The sequence below is a fragment of the Paraburkholderia tagetis genome (assembly GCF_022213065.1).
GTDB classification, from domain to species: Bacteria; Pseudomonadota; Gammaproteobacteria; order Burkholderiales; family Burkholderiaceae; genus Paraburkholderia; species Paraburkholderia tagetis.
On sequence record NZ_JAKLJA010000002.1, the window covers coordinates 108,616 to 126,662 of the forward strand.

The following is an 18,047-nucleotide window of genomic DNA, read 5'->3' on the forward strand; positions in this document are numbered from 1 at the left end:
CGTGGGGTTGTGCGATTACGCGGTTACGCGATTACGTGCGGGATCAGTCGTGCGCCATGGCGCGTTCGATGCTCATCTGCGTGGGCATCATGTTGACGTTCGCGTTGTGCATGACCCACAGCGAAAGCCCGACGATCACCGCGATCAGGAACGCCGTGCACACGAAGATGCCGGTGTTCGCGCGCTGGCTGCGCGAAGCGCCCACATGCAGGAAATACACGAGCTGCACCACGAGTTGGGCGACGCACAGCACGACGATGGCCACGAGCCCTGTCTCAGGCGAGACGAGGCGATACATCACCACGCCGAACGACGCGAGCGTGAGCACGAGCGACAGTATCGTGCCGACCATGTAGCTCTTGAGGCTGCCGTGCGAGGTGTCGTCACTGCGGTCGTGACTGCTGTCATGGCCGCTCGAAGGCGTAACGTTGGTTGAACTCACAGCATGCCTCGCAGATAAACAAAGGTGAAAACGCAGATCCACACGAGATCCAGGAAGTGCCAGAACAGGCTCAGGCACGCGAGACGGCGGCGAGTCGCGCCGGTGAGGCCGAACTTCCAGGTCTGGTGCATCATGATCGCGATCCACAGCAGACCGGTCGTGACGTGCAGGCCGTGCGTGCCGACCAGCGTGAAATACGCCGAGAGATACGCGCTCGTATGCGGTCCCGCGCCATCGGCGATGAGCTTCGCGAATTCGTTCACCTCCATGCCGACGAAGCCCGCGCCGAACGCGAAGGTGATCGCGAGCCACAAGATCACTTGCGCGCGGCGCTCTGCGTGCAGGCCCAGCATCGCCATGCCGAACGTGACGCTGCTCGCGAGCAGCAGCAGCGTTTCGCCCAGCACGTAAGGCAGTTCGAAGAGCTGCCTGGCGCCGGGGCCGCCTGCCGTCGCATTCGCGAGCACGCCGAAAGTGGCGAAGAGCGTCGCGAAGATGAGGCAGTCGCTCATCAGGTAGATCCAGAACCCCAGCGTGGTCTTGGTGCCGTCATCGTGGCCGTGATCATGACCATGGGCGTGAGTTATAGCAGCGTGAGCCATGGTTTAAGCCATCTCCTCGATTTGCTCGGGTTTTGCGAAACGCTTTGCGATACCAAGCTGCTTGAAGCGCGCGTTCTCGATGCGCTCGACCTCAGCCGCCGGCACCCAGTAATCGACGTCCTGGTCGTAGCTGCGCACGATGAACGTGGCGATCATGCCCACGAGCCCCACCGCCGCGAACAGCCACATGTGCCACACGACAGCGAAGCCGAACAGCAGGCTGAAGGCGGCGATGATGAAGCCCGCCCCCGTATTGCGCGGCATATGGATGTCTTCGTAGGCGCGCGGTTGCACGTAGGCGCGGCCTGCTTCCTTGTTGTCCCAGTGCTGCTCCATCGAAGTGATCTCCGGCAGCACGGCGAAGTTGTAGAACGGCGCGGGCGAGGCCGTCGACCATTCGAGACTGCGGCCGTCCCACGGGTCGCCGGTGACGTCGCGGTTCGCATCGCGCTCGCGAATGCTCACGTAAAGCTGCACGATAAAGGCGAGGATGCCGAGACCCACGAACACCGCGCCCACGAGCGCCACTACGAGCCACGGATGCCAGCCGGGCACCGCGTAGTGATTCATGCGGCGCGTCATGCCTTCGAAGCCGAGGATATAGAGCGGCGTGAACGCGAGCCAATAGCCGATCAGCCAGCACCAGAACGACACCTTGCCCCAGAACTCGTTGAGCGTGAAGCCGAACACCTTCGGGAACCAGAAGCTGATGCCCGCAAGACAGCCGAACACCACGCCGCCGATGATCACGTTATGGAAGTGCGCGACGAGGAACAGCGAGTTGTGCAGCACGAAGTCCGCGCCCGGCACCGCGAGCAGCACGCCCGTCATGCCGCCCACAGCGAACGTCACCATGAAACCGATGGTCCAGAGCGTCGCGCTGTGATAGCGGATGCGGCCGCGGTACATCGTGAAGAGCCAGTTGAACAGCTTCACGCCGGTCGGGATCGAAATGATCGTGGTCATGATGCCGAAGAACGCATTGACGTTTGCGCCCGAGCCCATCGTGAAGAAGTGATGGAGCCAGACGAAGAACGACAGAATGCCGATCGAGGCCGTGGCGTACACCATCGACTTGTAGCCGAACAGCGGCTTGCCCGAGAACGTGGCGATGATCTCCGAGTAGGCGCCAAATGCCGGCAGGATCAGGATGTACACCTCGGGGTGACCCCACACCCAGATCAGGTTGATGTACATCATCGCGTTGCCGCCAAGCTCGTTCGTGAAGAAATGCATGTCGAGATAGCGGTCCATCGTGAGCAGCGCGAGCGTGCCGGTGAGCACCGGGAACACCGCGACGATCAGGATGTTGGTGATGAACGCCGTCCACACGAACACGGGCATCTTCATGAGGCCCATGCCGGGCGCGCGCATGCGCAGGATCGTCACGATGAAGTTGATGCCCGAGAGCGTCGTCCCGAGGCCCGATAGCTGCAACGACCATATGTAGTAGTCCACACCGACTGTCGGGCTGTAGCCCAGCCCCGAGAGCGGCGGATACGCGACCCAGCCCGTCGCGGCGAAGTCGCCGACGAACATCGAGACCATCACCAGCACCGCGCCCACCACCGAGAGCCAGTACGAGAGCGAGTTCACGAACGGATACGCCACGTCGCGCGCACCGATCTGCAGCGGCACGACCACGTTCATGAGCCCGAGAATGAGCGGCGTGGCCACGAAGAAGATCATGATGACGCCGTGCGCCGTGAAGATCTGGTCGTAGTGATGCGGCGGCAGATAGCCGGCCGCGTCGTTAAAGGCCACGGCTTGCTGCGCGCGCATCATGATCGCGTCAGCGAAACCGCGCAGCAGCATGACGACCGCGAGCACGATGTACATGATGCCGATGCGCTTGTGATCCACCGAGGTGATCCACTCGCGCCACAGATAGCCCCACTTCCCCGCGAGCGTGATCGCGGCGAGCAGGACGAGGCCGCCGAGCGCCACGACGGCGCCGGTGCCCATGATGATCGGCTCGTGCCAGGGAACGGCATCGAGCGTGAGTTTTCCGAACATGTGTATTTACTCCGCTGCGAGGGTGGCGGGCGCGCGTGCCCCGCTGCGTTCAAGGGTGAGTGCGGGAACGTTCGCGCCCGTGCCGCAAATTGGATTGCCGTGCACGTCGCGCATGTACTGGCCGACCACGCCGTCGAAGAGACCCGGCGCGACGTTCGAGTAGAGGGCGACGGGCGCCTTCTCGCCCGGTTGCGCGAGCTGCTGGTAGGCGCCGCGGCTCAGCACCGCCGGCGAGGCCTTCGCGCGTGCGATCCAGGCGTCGAAGTCGGCGCGGCTCGTAGCGAGCGTGTCGAAATGCATGTCCGAGAACCCCGGCCCGCTGAATGCCGCCGAGCGGCCCGCATAGGTGCCTGGGTGGTTCGCGATCAGATGCAACTGCGTCTGCATGCCCGACATCGCGTAGACCTGGCTGCCCAGTTGCGGAATGAAGAACGAGTTCATCAGCGAGTCGGCGGTCAGGCGGAACGACACGGGTGTATCGACGGGAATCGCCAACTGGTTCACCGAGGCAACGCCGTAATCCGGGTAGATGAAGAGCCACTTCCAGTTCAGCGCGACCACGTCCACGCGAATCGGCTTCTGCTGCGATTCGATCGGCTTGTACGGATCGAGCGAATGCGTGGTGTGCCAGATCAGCACGCCGAGCGTGAGCACGATCACGCAGGGAATCGACCACACCACGACTTCGATGGCCGTCGAATGCGCCCACTTCGGCGCATAGGTCGCGCGCGTGTTGGACGCGCGATAGCGCCACGCGAACCAGAGCGTGAGCGCGATCACGGGGATCACCACGAGCAGCATCAGGCCGAGCGCGATCAGGATGAGGTTCTTTTCCTGCACGCCGATGTCGCCTTTCGGGTCGAGCAGCACGGAGTTGCAGCCGCCGAGCAGCGCGAGCGCGGCCGCGCCCGCAAGCGTTGCGGCGGTGCGTGCGTGGCGAATGGCGTGCGGGAAGGATGAGCGTAAGCGGGAAGCAGATTGTGAAAGCGGCGGGCCGGCTTCGGCGGCCGGTCCTCTTCGTGTGTGGGGGATGCGCATGTCGGGTTCCAGGTTGACGATCGCGCAAACCCATCCATACGTGCTCATATCGCTTTCACGACAGCGGCCGGACACGGCCACCCCCGATAACCAACCTGAGCAACCATACATACCCTATATGTATGGATTTACGCGCTTCGTGTCCGCATGCTAGAGTAAGACATCGTGCATACATCTGCGACAAAATGGCGCAAAATGACCTGATCGATCCGGACAACACGGCCTCTGGATGGGCCAAGACCTGGGCTTCGGCGCTACAGGGCGGCAGCGGGCCGCGCTATCTGCGGCTCGTCGACTTCATCGAGTGCGCGGTGGCCGAAGGCACACTGACGCCGGGCGAGCGCGTGCCCGCGCAGCGCGCGCTCGCGGCCCTGCTCGGCGTCGATCTCACCACCGTCACGCGCGGCTTCAACGAGGCGCGGCGGCGCGCGCTGATCGAGGCACGCGGACCGCTCGGCACCTTCATCGCGGCGCCGCGCGCGGAACTCGAGCGGCGCGTGGACCTGAGCATGAACATCCCGCCCCCGCCGGCCGGCATCGACACCGACGCGCTGCTGCGCGAAGGCCTCTCGCGCCTCCTGCTGCGCAGCGACGCCGACTTGCTGATGACCTATCACATCGGCGGCGGCAGCGCGGCCGATTGCGCGGCGGGCGCGAAATGGCTCGAGCCGATGCTCGGCAAGATCGACCCCGCGCAAATGATGGTGTGCCCCGGGGCGCAGGCGGCGCTGGCTGCGTTGGTCCTCGCGTTCACGGAGCCGGGCGACGCGGTGCTGAGCGAGCCGCTCGTCTATCCGGGGCTGCCGCACGCGGTCGCGCAGTTGGGGCGCCGCCTCGAAACCGTGGCGACGGACGCCGAAGGCATGCTGCCCGATGCGCTCGAAGCCGCGTGCCGCCCGGACGCTCGGCATGGCCTGGGCGGTCCGCAGGGCGCGCGCCTCCTGTACCTGAACCCCACGCTGCAGAACCCCACCGCCACGACCATGCCGGAGGCGCGCCGCCGCGCGATCCTGAAGGTGGCGGCGCGCTGCGGCCTGCGCATTGTCGAAGACGATCCCTACTGGCGCTTCGCGCCCGAGGCGCCGCCGCCGCTCGCGCGTCTTGCGCCGGCGCAGGTCTGCTATCTCTCCACGCTTTCGAAAACGCTCTCGCCCGGCCTGCGCACGGCGTTTCTGGCGCTCCCCGACGCGGCATCGCACGCGCGCGTGCTGGCCGCGCTGCGCACGTTTTCGCTCATGGCCGCGCCGCTCACGAACGCGCTGGCGCTGCAATGGATCGAGGACGGCACGGCCGCGCACATCTTCGAAGGCGTGCGCGCCGAGGCGCAGGCACGTCAGCGCATGGCGGCGCAGACGCTCGGTCCGGCGACGGGTGAGAACGCGGGCATTCATCTCTGGTACGCGCTGCCGAGCTACTGGCAGGCGCGCGAACTGGCGGCGGCCGCGAGTACCGAAGGCCTGGCCGTGGCGCCGTCCACGGCCTTCGAGCCAGGCGCGACCGGTAACACGGCCAACGCGGCCCGCGCGGCCAACGCAATCCGCATCTCGCTGGGCGCCACCGCCGAGCGCACGCGCTTGCAGGCCGCGCTGCGGCGGCTATCGACGCTGCTCGCGAGCGACCGGTCGGCGCCCGCGCAGGTGCTGGTCTAATGCTGGCATTGCGCTTGCTCCTCTAGCAGCCGGACGCGCTGGCCGCACGACCGGCGGTTGCCGCACATATCGGCCGAGACGTTGCCGCGTTGCCCCAGTACACTCACCGGATCGCATGCGCCCGAATCTGGCTCCAGCAACGGGGTCCACCGGTTGGTCCCAGCAGCCGGCCCTGGCCGTTGGTCCAGCAGCGGGCCCACATCACCGCGCCGCGCGCCGGCGCTTTTTTCGAGAGGTTTGACATGGCCAACGACACGATGCTGCGGCAGATGCGCGACAAGCCTGGATTCATTGCCGCGCTCGATCAGAGCGGCGGCTCGACGCCTGGCGCGCTGCGGCAATACGGGATCCCCGAGAGCGAATACAGCGGCGAGGCCGAGATGTTCCGGCTCATGCACGAGATGCGCGTGCGCATCGTCAGCGCGCCGGCTTTCACGGGCGCGAAGGTGATCGGCGCGATTCTCTTCGAGCAGACCATGGACGGCCAGGCGAACGGCAAGCCGGTGCCCGCGTTTCTTTGGGAGGAGCGCGGCGTGGTGCCCTTCCTCAAGGTCGACAAGGGCCTCGAGGCTGAAGCCGACGGCGTGCGCCTCATGAAGCCGATGCCGGCCCTCGACGCGCTGCTGGAGCGGGCACTGAAAGCGGGCATCTTCGGCACCAAGATGCGCTCGGTGATCGAGCACGCGTCGCCTTCGGGCATCGCGGCCATCGCGAAACAGCAGTTCGAGGTGGGCGAGCAGATTGGCGCGCGCGGCCTCGTGCCGATTCTCGAACCCGAGGTGTCGATCAAGTCGCCGGACAAGGCGCAGGCCGAAGCGCTGCTGCGCGACGAACTGCTCAAGGGGCTCGACGCCCTGCCCGCTTCGCGCAACGTCATGATCAAGCTGACGATTCCCGACACGCCCGACTTCTACAAGCCGCTCATCGACCACCCGCGCGTCGTGCGCGTGGTCGCGCTCTCGGGCGGCTATACGCGCAGCGACGCATGCCGGCGGCTGGCGGCCAATCACGGCATGATCGCGAGCTTCTCGCGCGCGCTCATCAACGACCTCACCCGGCAAATGAGCGATGCCGAATTCGACGCCGCGCTCGCCGCGAGCATCGACGAAATCTACAAGGCTTCCGTCGAGAAAGTCTGAGCGCAATCAGGCGAAGGGTATTGAGATCGGCAGCCGGGGCACGCCCCGGCTGCCTTTTTTCGTGGTTGGTTATACTGTGCGCCTTTCATCCGCTCAACCGTTGTTTGCTCACTTGTTTGCTCACGAAAGTGCTCAAGAAAGGACCGGCCATGAGGCGGTTACTCTGCCTGATCGTCATGCTGCCGGGCCTCGTCCAATACGCGGCGGCCCAGCAGCCTCCGGGAGACGACAAGAAGCTCCCCAGCTACCTGAGCCAGAAGTTCGGCCTGGCAAAGGAAAAAGCGGTCAAGATTTCGCAGGCCGTGACCACGGCCGCCGAGAAATACTCGCTGCCGCCCGCCGTGCTCCTCGCCATCATCTCGATCGAATCGCGCTTTCGCGAGAAGGCGCACGGCTCGAATAACGCGACCGGGCTCATGCAGGTCGTGCCCTCGGCACACCGTAATTTGTTGCGCAACGGAAAGGATCTCACGAACCCCGAAGTGAATATCGATGTGGGGTCATCGATTCTCTATGGCTACAAGCGCGCTGCCGGCGGCGATCTCGACGCGGCGATGAAGAATTACGGCGGGTCGAAGGCCTACGCGGAAAAAATCCGCACGCGCGCCGCGGAATTCAGCCGCGTGCTGGACGCGGCGAGCGCGCCGCAAGCCGGGGGTGCTTCAACGGATGCGCCGGGCGCTTTTAGTGGGGCTTTCTCGGCCAACGTCGACGGCGCCGCCGCGGACGACGGTGCAGCAAGCGGCTCGTCCACGGGTGCCGCGGCGGCGTTGCCAGCCAGCGCGGCGCCGGCGGCGCAAACTTCCGCGTCATCCCTTCGGTCTGCGCAGTCCCTTTCGCCCGCTCAGGGCGCCGAGGCGTCGGCCATGCGCGGCGTGCTCGAGGCCCGCAGCAACATCCGCTCGCGCGAACGCTGAAGCCGCGCTCCAGATTCGACCGCGCTGCAACTCCATATTCCCAGGTGGTAATGCAATCAGGCGATCGGGCGATCAGGCGTCCAGCGGCGGCAAAGCCGGGGGCTGGACGCTGGACCGGCTCGGCGCTGTCTCGATCTGGCTCGTCCACTTGCTGGCCAAGGTGCAAGCGCCACGCTAGATGGACCGTGGTGCCGCATTGCCGCTGCGGCAGCGAGCGCGCCGGTAGCCGGTTAAGAGCGCGCCCCGCAGCGCAGCCCGCCGCCGGGTTGGCGGCCAGGCCGGCCACATGCCGATGCGCCGCTCAGCCGTTTGCGGCGGGTGCTGCGTCGTCGTTGCTGGCCTTGACGGAGGCTTCGGGGGCCTGCCCCTGTGCCGGCTCGGCCGTTTGCTGCGGCGCGGCTGCGGCGTGCTCCGTCGCTTGTGCAGCCGCAGCCGGATCGTGCGCTGCCGGTGCCGAATCAGCAGCAACGGCAGGCGCACCAGCCGAATCGGCAGCCTGCTCGGCCGGCACCGCAGCCTTACCCGTTTCCTGCTCCTTGGCGCGCGCCTCGGCCTTTGCCTTCTGGTGCGCGAGCGCCGCTTTGGCACGGCCGACGTGCGACGGGTCGATGCCCGGGCCTTCCGAGACGCCGCCGTCCAGCTCGTAGCGCGAGCCGCCTTCGGCAACGCGCTCGTGATAGCGCGGATGATTCACGTGGCGCTTGAGCACGGCGACGATCAGCGTGCGCTCGTAATCGGGATGGCGCGCGACGAGGTCCTCGACCACGCCGATCTTCAGCGGCAGGCGATCGCGGAATGCCGGATAGTGCTTGGCGAAAACATTCCAGACCGTATTGAGCTGGCGATTGCGCTCGATGCGCGCCTTTTCGGCCTCGCTCAGATTGGCCATCGACTGCTGCTGGCGTGCCGGACGCTGGCGCTGGCCGCCGCGCTCGCCATCGTGCGGACCGCGCGGGCCGCGCGCCGGGCGAGACTGCTGGCCCCTGGCGTCCTGGCGCGCGCCGGCCGCTTTGCCGGTCTCGCCAGCCTCGCCGGCATCGCCAGCGGGCTTGCCTTGTGCCTGACTGCGCTGCCGGGACCGCGCGCGCGCGTCGTCCGCACCGCCGCCGGGACGGGGACCTTTGGGCCCCTTGTGGCTGGGCGCACCCTGCGCGCGCCGCTGACCCTGCCCCGCCTTCTGCTGCCCGGTCTTTGCGCCCGCGCCGGGGCCCGCCTTGGAGCCCGTCCTGGGGCTGTTCGGCGCGTGCCGGCCTTGCGGCGACTGTGTCTGTTCTTCGGGAGGCTGCTCGGTACCCAGGCCCATGCTCTTCTTGATTTCCCGAAGGCCTTCCTTGAAGCTCAGGGTACGGCGTTGTTGCGATGCGGCTTTCACGTCCAGATCTCTTCCTTATTGGATCGGACGCTATGATACAGAATTCGCGCAGCGTGTTTTGTTCCGGCACGCGAAGCCCTTGCTTCGGGGCGGGTCGTGCGAGCGTCGAGCTTCATCCGCCGATGCCTGCGCCACCCCATGCGCAGCGCGCTTTTTCCTGCAAATCATGATAGTTTCCACCATGAATCCTCCTTCGATCCGCGCCATCGTGACCGGCCATTCCCGTGGACTCGGCGCCGCCCTCGCAGAATTGCTGATCGAGCGCCAAATCGACGTTCTCGGCCTCGGCCGCAGCGCGCACCCCACGCTGGCTGCGCGCGAGCGGGCGCCCTCTGCCGCGCAATTCCAGCAAGTCACGCTCGATCTCGCCGATCCCGCCGCGCTTGAGCACTGGCTCGCGAGCGGCGCGCTGCGCCAGTTCGCGCAGGGTGCGCAGTGCGTGCTGCTGTTCAACAATGCCGGCACCGTCGACCCGATCGCGCTGCTCGGCGCTCAGGATGCCAGCACGATCGCTCGCGCGATCACGCTCAATGTCGCGGCGCCGCTGATGCTCGCCAACGCCTTTGCTTCGGGCGATGCGGCGGGCCAGGCGCAGGATCGCCGCATCGTGCACCTATCGAGCGGCGCCGCGCGCAACGCCTACGCGGGCTGGAGCGTCTATTGCGCGACCAAGGCCGCGCTCGATCATCACGCCCGCGCCGTGGCGCTCGACGCGCCGCCTGCGGTGCGCATCTGCAGCGTTGCGCCGGGCGTCGTGGACACCGGCATGCAAGCGACCATACGCGCCACCGGCGCCGACAAGTTCCCTTTGCGCGAACGCTTCGAACAACTAAAGGAAGCCGGCCAACTCGCTTCGCCGGAGCACGCGGCACGGCAACTGATCGACTACGCGTTGAGCGACGCGTTTGGCACAACGCCGACGGCCGACGTGCGCGAACTCGCCTAAGAGCTAACGGTAATTGCCGTAGCCTCCCGCAAATGCTCACCTTCGAGGGTGAGCGTCCTGCCGGGGTACTGACGTCAAGTCGTTGTTTCCCTTGTATTTCAGGTGTATCTGGCGTGCCCCGTGCCGCCAGATTCGTCGGCGCTCCCGCAAATCCTCACCTGTGCAAGCACACTGGCCCTTCACGTGAGGGCGACGTGCGGCCGTATCTCTTTCAATCGCTTCGCACCGCCGGCGAGCATCAGCAACGCGCCGATAGCGAGCAGATCACCCGCGAGCCGCGCGGGCAAGAAGGCGCTCACATGCGTTGCGCGCAGCAGCGTATCGATCGTATTCGATGCGAGCGCGCCGCCCACGAAACACACGAGCCCCTGCTGCCCCACCGTGACGACGCCCGGCAGGCGCCGTGCCAGCCAGCCGATCCAGCCCAGCCGCACCGCCTGCACGGCGAGCCAGGCCACCGCGCCAAAGCTCACGATGCGCAGGCTCGCGAGGTTCTGCTTCATATAGCCCGGCTGCGGCTCGATCTCCACGAAAAGACGCATGAATGCGAACATGATGACGAGCGCGCACGCGAGCAGCGTCAGCGTGCGGCCGAGCCGCGAAACCTGGAATGCCTCCGACACGGGGTAGAGCCGGCACAGCAGGCCGAGCATGAACATCGCCTGCCACGCAAACGGATTGAACGGCCAGTTCGATCCCGGCACGGCGGGCAGATAGCGCACGAGCCAGCAGCCCCCGAGCCAGATGCCGAAGCTGCCCAGCAACGCGACGTCGGGCGCGCGCCACGCGAGCGGCATGACGACGGGTAGCGCGAGCACGAGAATCACATAGAGCGGCAGGACGCCGGCCAGATACGGCTGATCGCGAAAGACGGCGATATTGCCGAGCATCGCGAACGGATGCGTCATGAAGCGCAGAAAGCCCGAATTCGCGACGAGCGGCGAATCCACGCGCAGCGCCACGGCGGCTGCACCGGAAAGCAGCATCAGCGCCGCCGCGCACAGATAGGCCGCATAGATTTCGCGCCCGCGCCGCCAGAAGCGCCGGTTGGCGGCATCGGCGCCCTTCTTCGCGGCGATCGCAAGCCAACTCGCCGCCGCCACGTAGCCGCTCACGAACACGAATACCTCAGCCGAATCGCAATACGCGAAGGTGTGCAGCATGCCGTGAGAAAGCACACTGGAAGGAATGTGATCGAGAGCGATCGCAATCAGCGCGAAACCGCGAAAGAAGTCGATTTCGATCGATCGCTTCGGTATCTGATTCATCAATCGATACTCCCGTTGCACCCGCGCCATTGGCATCGCTCGCAGCATCGCACATGTCGCTGCACGCGCGCAGTTTTCACACGAGGCGGAAAGATGCACGTAAGGATTGCGTGCTCGACCGCGCTGGGTCGACGCTCCCTCGACGCCAGGTTCTTTTCTTCTGCCGCGCGCGCCAGGGCTTTCCCGGCTCCTCGGGAATTTACTTGACACCTAAAGTAAATCGACCTACTCTGCCCTTGCAGATTGATCAAGGGAGCGAGCATGCGCATTGTTTGCATCGGTGGCGGGCCAGCCGGGCTGTACTTCGGCCTGTTGATGAAGCGGCGTCACCCGGACTACGAAATCACGGTGATCGAACGAAACCGCCCATACGACACGTTCGGCTGGGGCGTGGTGTTCTCGGACCAGACGCTCGGCAATCTGCGCGCGGCCGATCCGGAAAGCGCGTCGGAGATCCTCGACGCGTTCAATCACTGGGACGACATCGAGATCCATTTCCGCGGGCGCTCGGTGCGCTCGTCGGGCCACGGCTTTTGCGGCATCGGCCGCAAGCGTCTGTTGAATATCCTGCAGGCGCGCTGCGAGCAGCTCGGCGTGAAGCTCGTGTTCGAGACCCAGATGAGCGACGAAGATGTGCAGAACGCCGACCTCATCATCGCCAGCGACGGCCTGAACAGCGCGATACGCCAGAAGTATGCGGCGACTTATCAGCCGGACATCGACATGCGCGATTGCCGCTTCGTGTGGCTCGGCACCTCGAAGCTGTTCGACGCCTTCACGTTCGCGTTCGAAGAAACCGAATTCGGCTGGTTCCAGGCGCACGCCTACCGCTTCGACGACAACACTTCGACGTTCATCGTCGAAACGCCCGAGCACGTCTGGCGTGCCGCAGGCCTCGAAGACATGAGCAAGGAAGACAGCATCGCGTTCTGCGAGAAGCTGTTCGCACGCTATCTCGACGGCCACGCGCTGCGCTCGAACGCGTCGCATCTGCGCGGCTCGTCGCAGTGGATCCGCTTCCCGCGCGTCGTGAACCGCGAGTGGGTGCACTGGAAAACCAGCGCGGACGGCAAGCAGACGCCGGTCGTGCTGATGGGCGACGCGGCGCATACCGCGCACTTCTCGATCGGCTCGGGCACGAAGCTCGCGCTCGAAGATGCCATCGAGCTTGCCAACAGCATGGACACGCATCCGGGCGATCTGCGCGCCGCGCTCCATCACTACACGAGCGTGCGCAGCGTGGACGTGCTGCGCATCCAGAATGCCGCGCGCAATTCCACGGAATGGTTCGAGCACGTGGACCGCTATGCACAGTTCGAGCCCGAGCAGTTCGCCTACTCGCTGCTCACGCGCTCGCAGCGCATCTCGCACGAGAACCTGCGCGAGCGCGACGCGCACTACCTGGGCGGCTTCGAGTCGTGGCTCGCCGAACGTGCGGGTGCAGGTGCGCATGCGGCCACGGATGCCGGCAAGCGCGCTGCGCCGCCGATGTTCACCCCGTACACGGTGCGCGGCGTCACGCTCAAGAACCGCGTGGTGGTCTCGCCGATGGCGCAGTATTCCGCTCATGACGGCGTGGCCGGCGACTACCATCTGATGCATCTGGGCGCGCGTGCGATGGGCGGCGCGGCGCTCGTGATGACCGAGATGACCTGCGTGTCGCCCGAAGCGCGCATCACGCCCGCCTGCCCCGGCATGTACGCGCCCGAGCATTTGCAGGCGTGGAAGCGCATCGTCGATTTCGTGCATACGGGCTCGGACGCGAAGATCGGCATCCAGCTCGGTCACTCGGGTGCGAAGGGTTCGACGCGCGTGGCATGGGAAGGCATCGACCAGCCGCTCGACGACGGCAACTGGCCGCTCGTTTCCGCTTCGCCGCAGCAATATCTGCGCGGCGTGAGCCAGTGGTCGCACGCGGCGAGCGCCGACGAGCTGCGCGAAATCGAAGCGCAATTCGTGCGCTCCACGCAGATGGCTAACGAAGCCGGCTTCGACTGGCTCGAACTGCACTGCGCGCACGGCTATCTGCTTTCGAGCTTCCTCTCGCCGCTCACGAACCAGCGCACCGACGAATATGGCGGCTCGCTCGACAATCGCCTGCGCTTTCCGTTGCAGGTATTCAATGCGATCCGCGCCGTGTGGCCCGAGCACAAGCCCATTTCGGTGCGTATTTCCGCACACGACTGGGTCGAAGGCGGCATCACCCCCGACGACGCCGTGGCGATCGCTCGCGCCTTCAAGGCGGCGGGCGCTGACATGATCGACGTTTCGTCGGGCCAGGTGAGCAAGGACGAAAAGCCCGTGTATGGCCGCATGTTCCAGACGCCGTTCGCGGACCGCATCCGCAACGAAGCCGGCATCGCGACGATTGCGGTGGGCGCGATCTCCGAGGCCGATCACGTGAACGGCATTATCGCGGCGGGCCGCGCCGACCTCTGCGCCGTGGCGCGTCCGCACCTCGCGAATCCGGCGTGGACGCTCAACGAAGCCGCGAAGATCGGTTACTTCGACGTGAAGTGGCCGAACCAGTACACGGCCGCGAAGACCCAACTCGAACGCAACATCGAGCGCGAACGCGCGGCGGCCGCGGCTGCTGCGGGCCTCTCCCCGCTCGAACGCGCACAGCGCGCCGAAGGAACGGTGTGAGCATGAGCAACGATACGCTGAAGGATCGCCATGCTGTCGTCACGGGCGGCGGCAGCGGCATCGGCGCGGCGACGGCTGCCGCGCTGCTGCGCGCCGGCGCACGCGTCACGCTGATGGGCCGCGACGCGGCGAAGCTCGACGCGCAGCGTGACGCACTAAGCGCGGCGCTCGGCGGCGGCGCGCAGATCGCCTGCGTGAGCGTCGACGTAACCGACGAAGACGCCGTGAGCGCCGCGTTTGCCCGCGCCGCCGATGGTCTTGGCGCCATCGACATCCTCGTGAACAACGCGGGTCAGGCCACCGCGTCGCCGTTCGCGCAGACCGATCTCGCGCTCTGGAAGCGCATGCTCGACGTGAATCTCACCGGCGTGTTCCTCTGCACGCGCGCCGTGCTGCCGGCCATGCTCGCACGCAAGAGCGGACGCATCGTCAACGTGGCGAGCACGGCGGGCCAGGTGGGCTATCCCTATGTGGCCGCGTATTGCGCCTCGAAACATGGCGTGATCGGCATGACGCGCGCGCTTGCGCTCGAAGTGGCCACGCAGGGCATCACGGTGAACGCGGTGTGCCCCGGTTATACGGAAACGGAGCTGTTGCAGGCCTCGCTCGACCAGATCACGCGCAAGACCTCGCGCAGCGAAGCCGAGGCGCGTAGCATCCTCGTGCGCCACAACCCGCAGCAGCGCTTCGTGCAGCCGGACGAAGTCGCCAACGCGGTGCTGTGGCTGTGCGCGCCCGGCTCGTCCTCGATCACCGGGCAATCGATATCCGTTTCTGGTGGAGAAATCACATGACCTCGCCCGTGCTGAAAGACAAGGCGCGCAAGGCGCCTGCGGCAAAGACGACGCGCAAGGGCGTCGCCCAGCCCGCGGAAAATGTCGTCGACATGGAGATGAGCACCGGCGCCGATAGCCATATGGGCCTGCGCCTCTGGCTACGCCTGCTCACCACGACGAACCTCGTGCAAGCCGAACTGCGCCGGCGCCTGCGCACCGAGTTCGACACCACGCTGCCGCGCTTCGACTTGATGGCGCAGCTCGAACGTCATCCCGAAGGACTCCGGATGACCGAGCTTTCGCGTCGCCTGATGGTCACGGGCGGCAACGTCACCGGCATCACCGATCAGCTCGAAAAAGAAGGCCTCGTCGTGCGCGATGCCGACCCCGAGGACCGCCGCTCGATCGCCGTGCGCCTCACGCCCGAAGGCCGCGCCGCGTTCGACCGCATGGCGGCCGCGCACGAGCAATGGGTGGTGGAGATGTTCGGCGGCCTCTCGCTCGACGAGAAGTCGAAGATGCACGAGCGCCTCGGCAAGCTCAAGCAACATCTGCGCGACAGCCTGGAAGGCTGAAGCGCGCGGCCCTGAAGACAAGCAGTACGAAGCAGATACCAGGAAGGAGAGATACCTTGACGACAGAACGCTCCAGCGCAGATGCGCTCTTCGCGGGCAACCGCGTGACGCTGGCCGGTTACGAGGCAAAGCACTTCGGCTGGTCGGTCGAGGGCCGCGTGGCCACGATCACGCTCAATCGCCCCGAGCGCAAGAATCCGCTCACGTTCGAATCGTATGCGGAGTTGCGCGACCTGTTCCGTCAACTCGCCTACGCGACCGACGTGAAGACCGTTGTGCTGCATGGCGCGGGCGAGAACTTCTGCTCGGGCGGCGACGTGCACGACATCATCGCGCCGCTCATCGACCTGCCGATGCCCGAGCTGCTGATGTTCACGCGCATGACCGGCGACCTCGTGAAAGCAATGCGCCATTGTCCGCAGCCGATCATCGCGGCCGTGGACGGCGTTTGCGCGGGCGCGGGCGCGATTCTCGCCATGGCGTCCGACATGCGCTACGCCACCGCGCGCAGCAAGCTCGCGTTTCTCTTCACGCGAGTGGGCCTCGCGGGCTGCGATATGGGCGCTTGCGCGATCCTGCCGCGCATCATCGGCCAGGGCCGCGCGGCCGAGCTGCTCTACACGGGCCGCTCCGCAAGCGGCGAGGAAGGCCATGCATGGGGCTTCTATAACCGTCTGTGCGAACCGCAAGCGCTGCTGCCCGAGGCACGGAAGCTCGCGGCCGAACTCGCGGCGGGCCCGACCTTCGCGCATGGCATCACGAAGACGATGCTGCATCAGGAATGGACCATGAGCATCGACGAAGCGATCGAATCGGAAGCGCAGGCCCAGGCGATCTGCATGGCGACGCGCGACTTTGGCCGCGCCTACGAAGCGTTCGCGGCGAAGACGCGTCCGGTTTTCAAGGGAGATTAAGCAAGTGAATACGCAATCGAGCGCAACGGCTGACAACACGCTGCACGGCGCACTCGCGTGGCCGTTCTTCGAAGACCGGCACCGCACGCTTGCCACGGACGTGCAAGCGTGGGCGTGCGAGCATCTCGCGCACGTGTCGCACGATGACGTCGACGAAACTTGCCGTGCGCTCGTGCGCAAGCTGGGCGCGGCGGGCTGGCTGCGCTACGGCGTGGGCGGCACTGCTTACGGCGGCCATGGCGACACCATCGACACGCGCGCCGTGTGCCTGCTGCGCGAGACGCTCGCGAAGCACTCCGGTCTCGCCGACTTCGCACTCGCGATGCAGGGCTTGGGCTCGGGCGCGATCTCGCTTGCCGGCGACGACGCGCAGAAGTCGCGCTACCTGCCGCGCGTCGCGAAGGGCGAGGCGATTGCCGCGTTCGCGCTCTCCGAGCCGAACGCGGGCTCCGACGTCGCCGCGATGGTGCTGGCCGCGCGCGCCGAGGGCGACGACTACGTGCTCGACGGCGAGAAGACGTGGATCTCGAACGGCGGCATCGCCGACTTCTATGTGGTCTTCGCACGCACCGGCGAAGCGCCGGGCGCGCGCGGCATCAGCGCGTTCATCGTGGATGCCGACACGCCGGGGCTCGAAATTGCCGAGCGCATCGACGTGATCGCGCCGCATCCGCTCGCGCGCCTGCGCTTCAGCGGCGCGCGCGTGAAGAAGAGCCAGATGCTGGGCACGCCGGGCGAAGGCTTCAAGATCGCCATGCGCACGCTCGACATCTTCCGCACCTCGGTGGCCGCCGCGTCGCTGGGCTTTGCGCGCCGCGCCATGGCCGAAGGCCTCGCGCGTGCCGCGTCGCGCACGATGTTCAACCAGACGCTCGGCGATTTTCAACTGACGCAGGCGAAGCTCGCGCAGATGGCGCTCACCATCGACAGCAGCGCCCTGCTCGTCTATCGCGCGGCCTGGCTGCGCGACCAGGGCGTGAGCGTCACGCGCGAAGCCGCCATGGCGAAGTGGCATGCGAGCGAAGGCGCGCAACAGGTGATCGACGCGGCCGTGCAGCTCTGGGGCGGCATGGGCGTGCAAAGCGGCAACATCGTGGAATCGCTTTATCGCGAGATTCGCTCGCTGCGTATTTACGAAGGCGCGACCGAAGTCCAGCAGTTGATCGTCGGACGCGACCTGCTCAAGGAATATCACGCGGAACATCCCGCGGCATAACCCGCGGCATATCCCCCTCGTTTGCCGCTCACTCAACGAACGCGAAACATCCATGAAAAAAGCCATTCTTCCCGCAGGCTGGATCAAGCCGCGCGGTTATGCCAACGGCGTCGCCGCCGTGGGCACCCAGGTCTACATCGCCGGCCAGATCGGCTGGGACGAGAACGCGCGCTTCACGAGCCGCGAGTTCGGCGCGCAGGCCGTGCAGGCGCTGCGCAATATCGTGGCCGTGCTCGAAGCGGCGGGCGGCAAGCCCGAGCATCTGGTGCGCCTCACCTGGTACGTCGTCGACAAAAAGGAGTACCTGGCATCGCTCAAGGAGATCGGCGCGGCGTTTCGCGAGTTGATCGGCGATTACGACATCGCCATGAGCGCCGTTCAGGTGGTCGCGCTCGTGGAGGACGACGCGAAAGTGGAAATCGAGGCAACGGCCGTGATTCCCGACGACGTGCGCTTGTCGAGCCAGTAATCCACGCCAGGCTGCACACGAGGCTGCACACCAGGCCGTAGCACTCACGAGAGCACTGTTCG

Annotated in this window: 16 protein-coding genes; 10 read left to right on the plus strand and 6 right to left on the minus strand. The window is 66.2% G+C overall.

The window, feature by feature from the left end:
• Positions 1-43: 43 nt before the first annotated feature.
• Genes cyoD through cyoA form a run of 4 tightly spaced genes read right to left on the minus strand, consistent with a single transcriptional unit; the run spans position 44 to position 4,098 of the window.
• Positions 44-442 (minus strand): cytochrome o ubiquinol oxidase subunit IV, encoded by a 399-nt coding sequence (cyoD, locus tag L5014_RS03585; protein ID WP_338019259.1) that lies wholly within the window; start codon positions 440-442, stop codon positions 44-46.
• Positions 439-1,044, minus strand: a complete 606-nt coding sequence (cyoC, locus tag L5014_RS03590; protein WP_238462208.1) for a cytochrome o ubiquinol oxidase subunit III — start codon at positions 1,042-1,044, stop codon at positions 439-441. The genes cyoD and cyoC overlap by 4 nt, the downstream gene beginning before the upstream one ends.
• 3 nt (positions 1,045-1,047) lie before the next feature.
• Positions 1,048-3,060 carry a cytochrome o ubiquinol oxidase subunit I gene (cyoB, locus tag L5014_RS03595; RefSeq protein ID WP_238462209.1) on the minus strand — a complete coding sequence of 671 codons (2,013 nt, stop codon included), beginning with the start codon at positions 3,058-3,060 and terminating at the stop codon, positions 1,048-1,050.
• Positions 3,061-3,066: 6 nt separating this feature from the next.
• Positions 3,067-4,098 carry a ubiquinol oxidase subunit II gene (gene cyoA / locus L5014_RS03600; protein WP_238462210.1) on the minus strand — a complete coding sequence of 344 codons (1,032 nt, stop codon included), beginning with the start codon at positions 4,096-4,098 and terminating at the stop codon, positions 3,067-3,069.
• 185 nt (positions 4,099-4,283) lie between these two features.
• Between cyoA and L5014_RS03605 the strand changes: the two genes are divergently transcribed.
• From L5014_RS03605 to L5014_RS03615, 3 genes are all read left to right on the plus strand, one after another.
• The gene (locus L5014_RS03605) at positions 4,284-5,747 is read left to right on the plus strand and encodes an aminotransferase-like domain-containing protein (RefSeq protein ID WP_238462211.1); all 1,464 of its coding nucleotides are present in this window, start codon (positions 4,284-4,286) and stop codon (positions 5,745-5,747) included.
• Positions 5,748-5,989: 242 nt separating this feature from the next.
• The gene (locus L5014_RS03610; protein ID WP_238462212.1) at positions 5,990-6,886 is read left to right on the plus strand and encodes a fructose bisphosphate aldolase; all 897 of its coding nucleotides are present in this window, start codon (positions 5,990-5,992) and stop codon (positions 6,884-6,886) included.
• 149 nt (positions 6,887-7,035) lie between these two features.
• Positions 7,036-7,803: a transglycosylase SLT domain-containing protein gene (locus L5014_RS03615; RefSeq protein ID WP_238462213.1), complete on the plus strand. Its 768-nt coding sequence runs from the start codon at positions 7,036-7,038 to the stop codon at positions 7,801-7,803.
• Between the two features lie 301 nt (positions 7,804-8,104).
• Here L5014_RS03615 and L5014_RS38760 read toward each other — a convergent pair whose 3' ends face one another.
• On the minus strand, positions 8,105-9,175 hold the full coding sequence (locus tag L5014_RS38760; RefSeq protein ID WP_238462214.1) for a ProQ/FINO family protein: 1,071 nt from the start codon (positions 9,173-9,175) through the stop codon (positions 8,105-8,107).
• A 181-nt stretch (positions 9,176-9,356) separates the two neighbouring features.
• On the opposite strand from L5014_RS38760, the gene L5014_RS03625 reads away from it, so the two are divergent.
• Positions 9,357-10,121 carry an SDR family oxidoreductase gene (locus tag L5014_RS03625; RefSeq protein ID WP_420800007.1) on the plus strand — a complete coding sequence of 255 codons (765 nt, stop codon included), beginning with the start codon at positions 9,357-9,359 and terminating at the stop codon, positions 10,119-10,121.
• A 179-nt stretch (positions 10,122-10,300) separates the two neighbouring features.
• Here the strand turns inward: L5014_RS03625 and opgC are convergent, their stop codons facing one another.
• Positions 10,301-11,389: an OpgC domain-containing protein gene (gene opgC, locus L5014_RS03630; protein WP_238462216.1), complete on the minus strand. Its 1,089-nt coding sequence runs from the start codon at positions 11,387-11,389 to the stop codon at positions 10,301-10,303.
• 261 nt (positions 11,390-11,650) lie between these two features.
• Here opgC and L5014_RS03635 point away from each other — a divergent pair, with 261 nt between their 5' ends.
• From L5014_RS03635 to L5014_RS03660, 6 genes are read left to right on the plus strand one after another with little or no spacing between them, the layout of a single operon-like run.
• Entirely contained in the window at positions 11,651-14,035 is a 2,385-nt protein-coding gene (locus tag L5014_RS03635; protein WP_238462217.1) for a bifunctional salicylyl-CoA 5-hydroxylase/oxidoreductase, read from the plus strand.
• A gap of 2 nt (positions 14,036-14,037) precedes the next feature.
• Positions 14,038-14,829, plus strand: coding sequence for an SDR family NAD(P)-dependent oxidoreductase (locus L5014_RS03640; RefSeq protein ID WP_274389230.1), 792 nt, complete (start codon positions 14,038-14,040; stop codon positions 14,827-14,829).
• A complete protein-coding gene (locus L5014_RS03645) occupies positions 14,826-15,386 on the plus strand; it encodes a MarR family winged helix-turn-helix transcriptional regulator (protein ID WP_238462219.1) in 561 nt (186 codons plus the stop codon). Before L5014_RS03640 ends, L5014_RS03645 begins: the two co-directional genes overlap by 4 nt.
• Before the next feature lie 56 nt (positions 15,387-15,442).
• Positions 15,443-16,300 (plus strand): enoyl-CoA hydratase family protein, encoded by an 858-nt coding sequence (locus L5014_RS03650; RefSeq protein WP_238462220.1) that lies wholly within the window; start codon positions 15,443-15,445, stop codon positions 16,298-16,300.
• Positions 16,301-16,304: 4 nt separating this feature from the next.
• Positions 16,305-17,516, plus strand: a complete 1,212-nt coding sequence (locus L5014_RS03655) for an acyl-CoA dehydrogenase family protein (protein ID WP_238462221.1) — start codon at positions 16,305-16,307, stop codon at positions 17,514-17,516.
• A 52-nt stretch (positions 17,517-17,568) separates the two neighbouring features.
• On the plus strand, positions 17,569-17,985 hold the full coding sequence (locus L5014_RS03660; RefSeq protein ID WP_238462222.1) for a RidA family protein: 417 nt from the start codon (positions 17,569-17,571) through the stop codon (positions 17,983-17,985).
• Positions 17,986-18,047: the final 62 nt, after the last annotated feature.

Bases quoted from the DNA above. Each gene is read 5' to 3' on its own strand.
- cyoC (WP_238462208.1), bottom strand. From the start codon at position 1,044: ATGGCTCACGCTGCTATAACTCACGCCCATGGTCATGATCACGGCCAC.
- cyoB (WP_238462209.1), bottom strand. From the start codon at position 3,060: ATGTTCGGAAAACTCACGCTCGATGCCGTTCCCTGGCACGAGCCGATC.
- cyoA (WP_238462210.1), bottom strand. From the start codon at position 4,098: ATGCGCATCCCCCACACACGAAGAGGACCGGCCGCCGAAGCCGGCCCG.
- L5014_RS03605 (WP_238462211.1), top strand. From the start codon at position 4,284: ATGGCGCAAAATGACCTGATCGATCCGGACAACACGGCCTCTGGATGG.
- L5014_RS03610 (WP_238462212.1), top strand. From the start codon at position 5,990: ATGGCCAACGACACGATGCTGCGGCAGATGCGCGACAAGCCTGGATTC.
- L5014_RS03615 (WP_238462213.1), top strand. From the start codon at position 7,036: ATGAGGCGGTTACTCTGCCTGATCGTCATGCTGCCGGGCCTCGTCCAA.
- L5014_RS03625 (WP_420800007.1), top strand. From the start codon at position 9,357: ATGAATCCTCCTTCGATCCGCGCCATCGTGACCGGCCATTCCCGTGGA.
- opgC (WP_238462216.1), bottom strand. From the start codon at position 11,389: ATGAATCAGATACCGAAGCGATCGATCGAAATCGACTTCTTTCGCGGT.
- L5014_RS03635 (WP_238462217.1), top strand. From the start codon at position 11,651: ATGCGCATTGTTTGCATCGGTGGCGGGCCAGCCGGGCTGTACTTCGGC.
- L5014_RS03640 (WP_274389230.1), top strand. From the start codon at position 14,038: ATGAGCAACGATACGCTGAAGGATCGCCATGCTGTCGTCACGGGCGGC.
- L5014_RS03645 (WP_238462219.1), top strand. From the start codon at position 14,826: ATGACCTCGCCCGTGCTGAAAGACAAGGCGCGCAAGGCGCCTGCGGCA.
- L5014_RS03660 (WP_238462222.1), top strand. From the start codon at position 17,569: ATGAAAAAAGCCATTCTTCCCGCAGGCTGGATCAAGCCGCGCGGTTAT.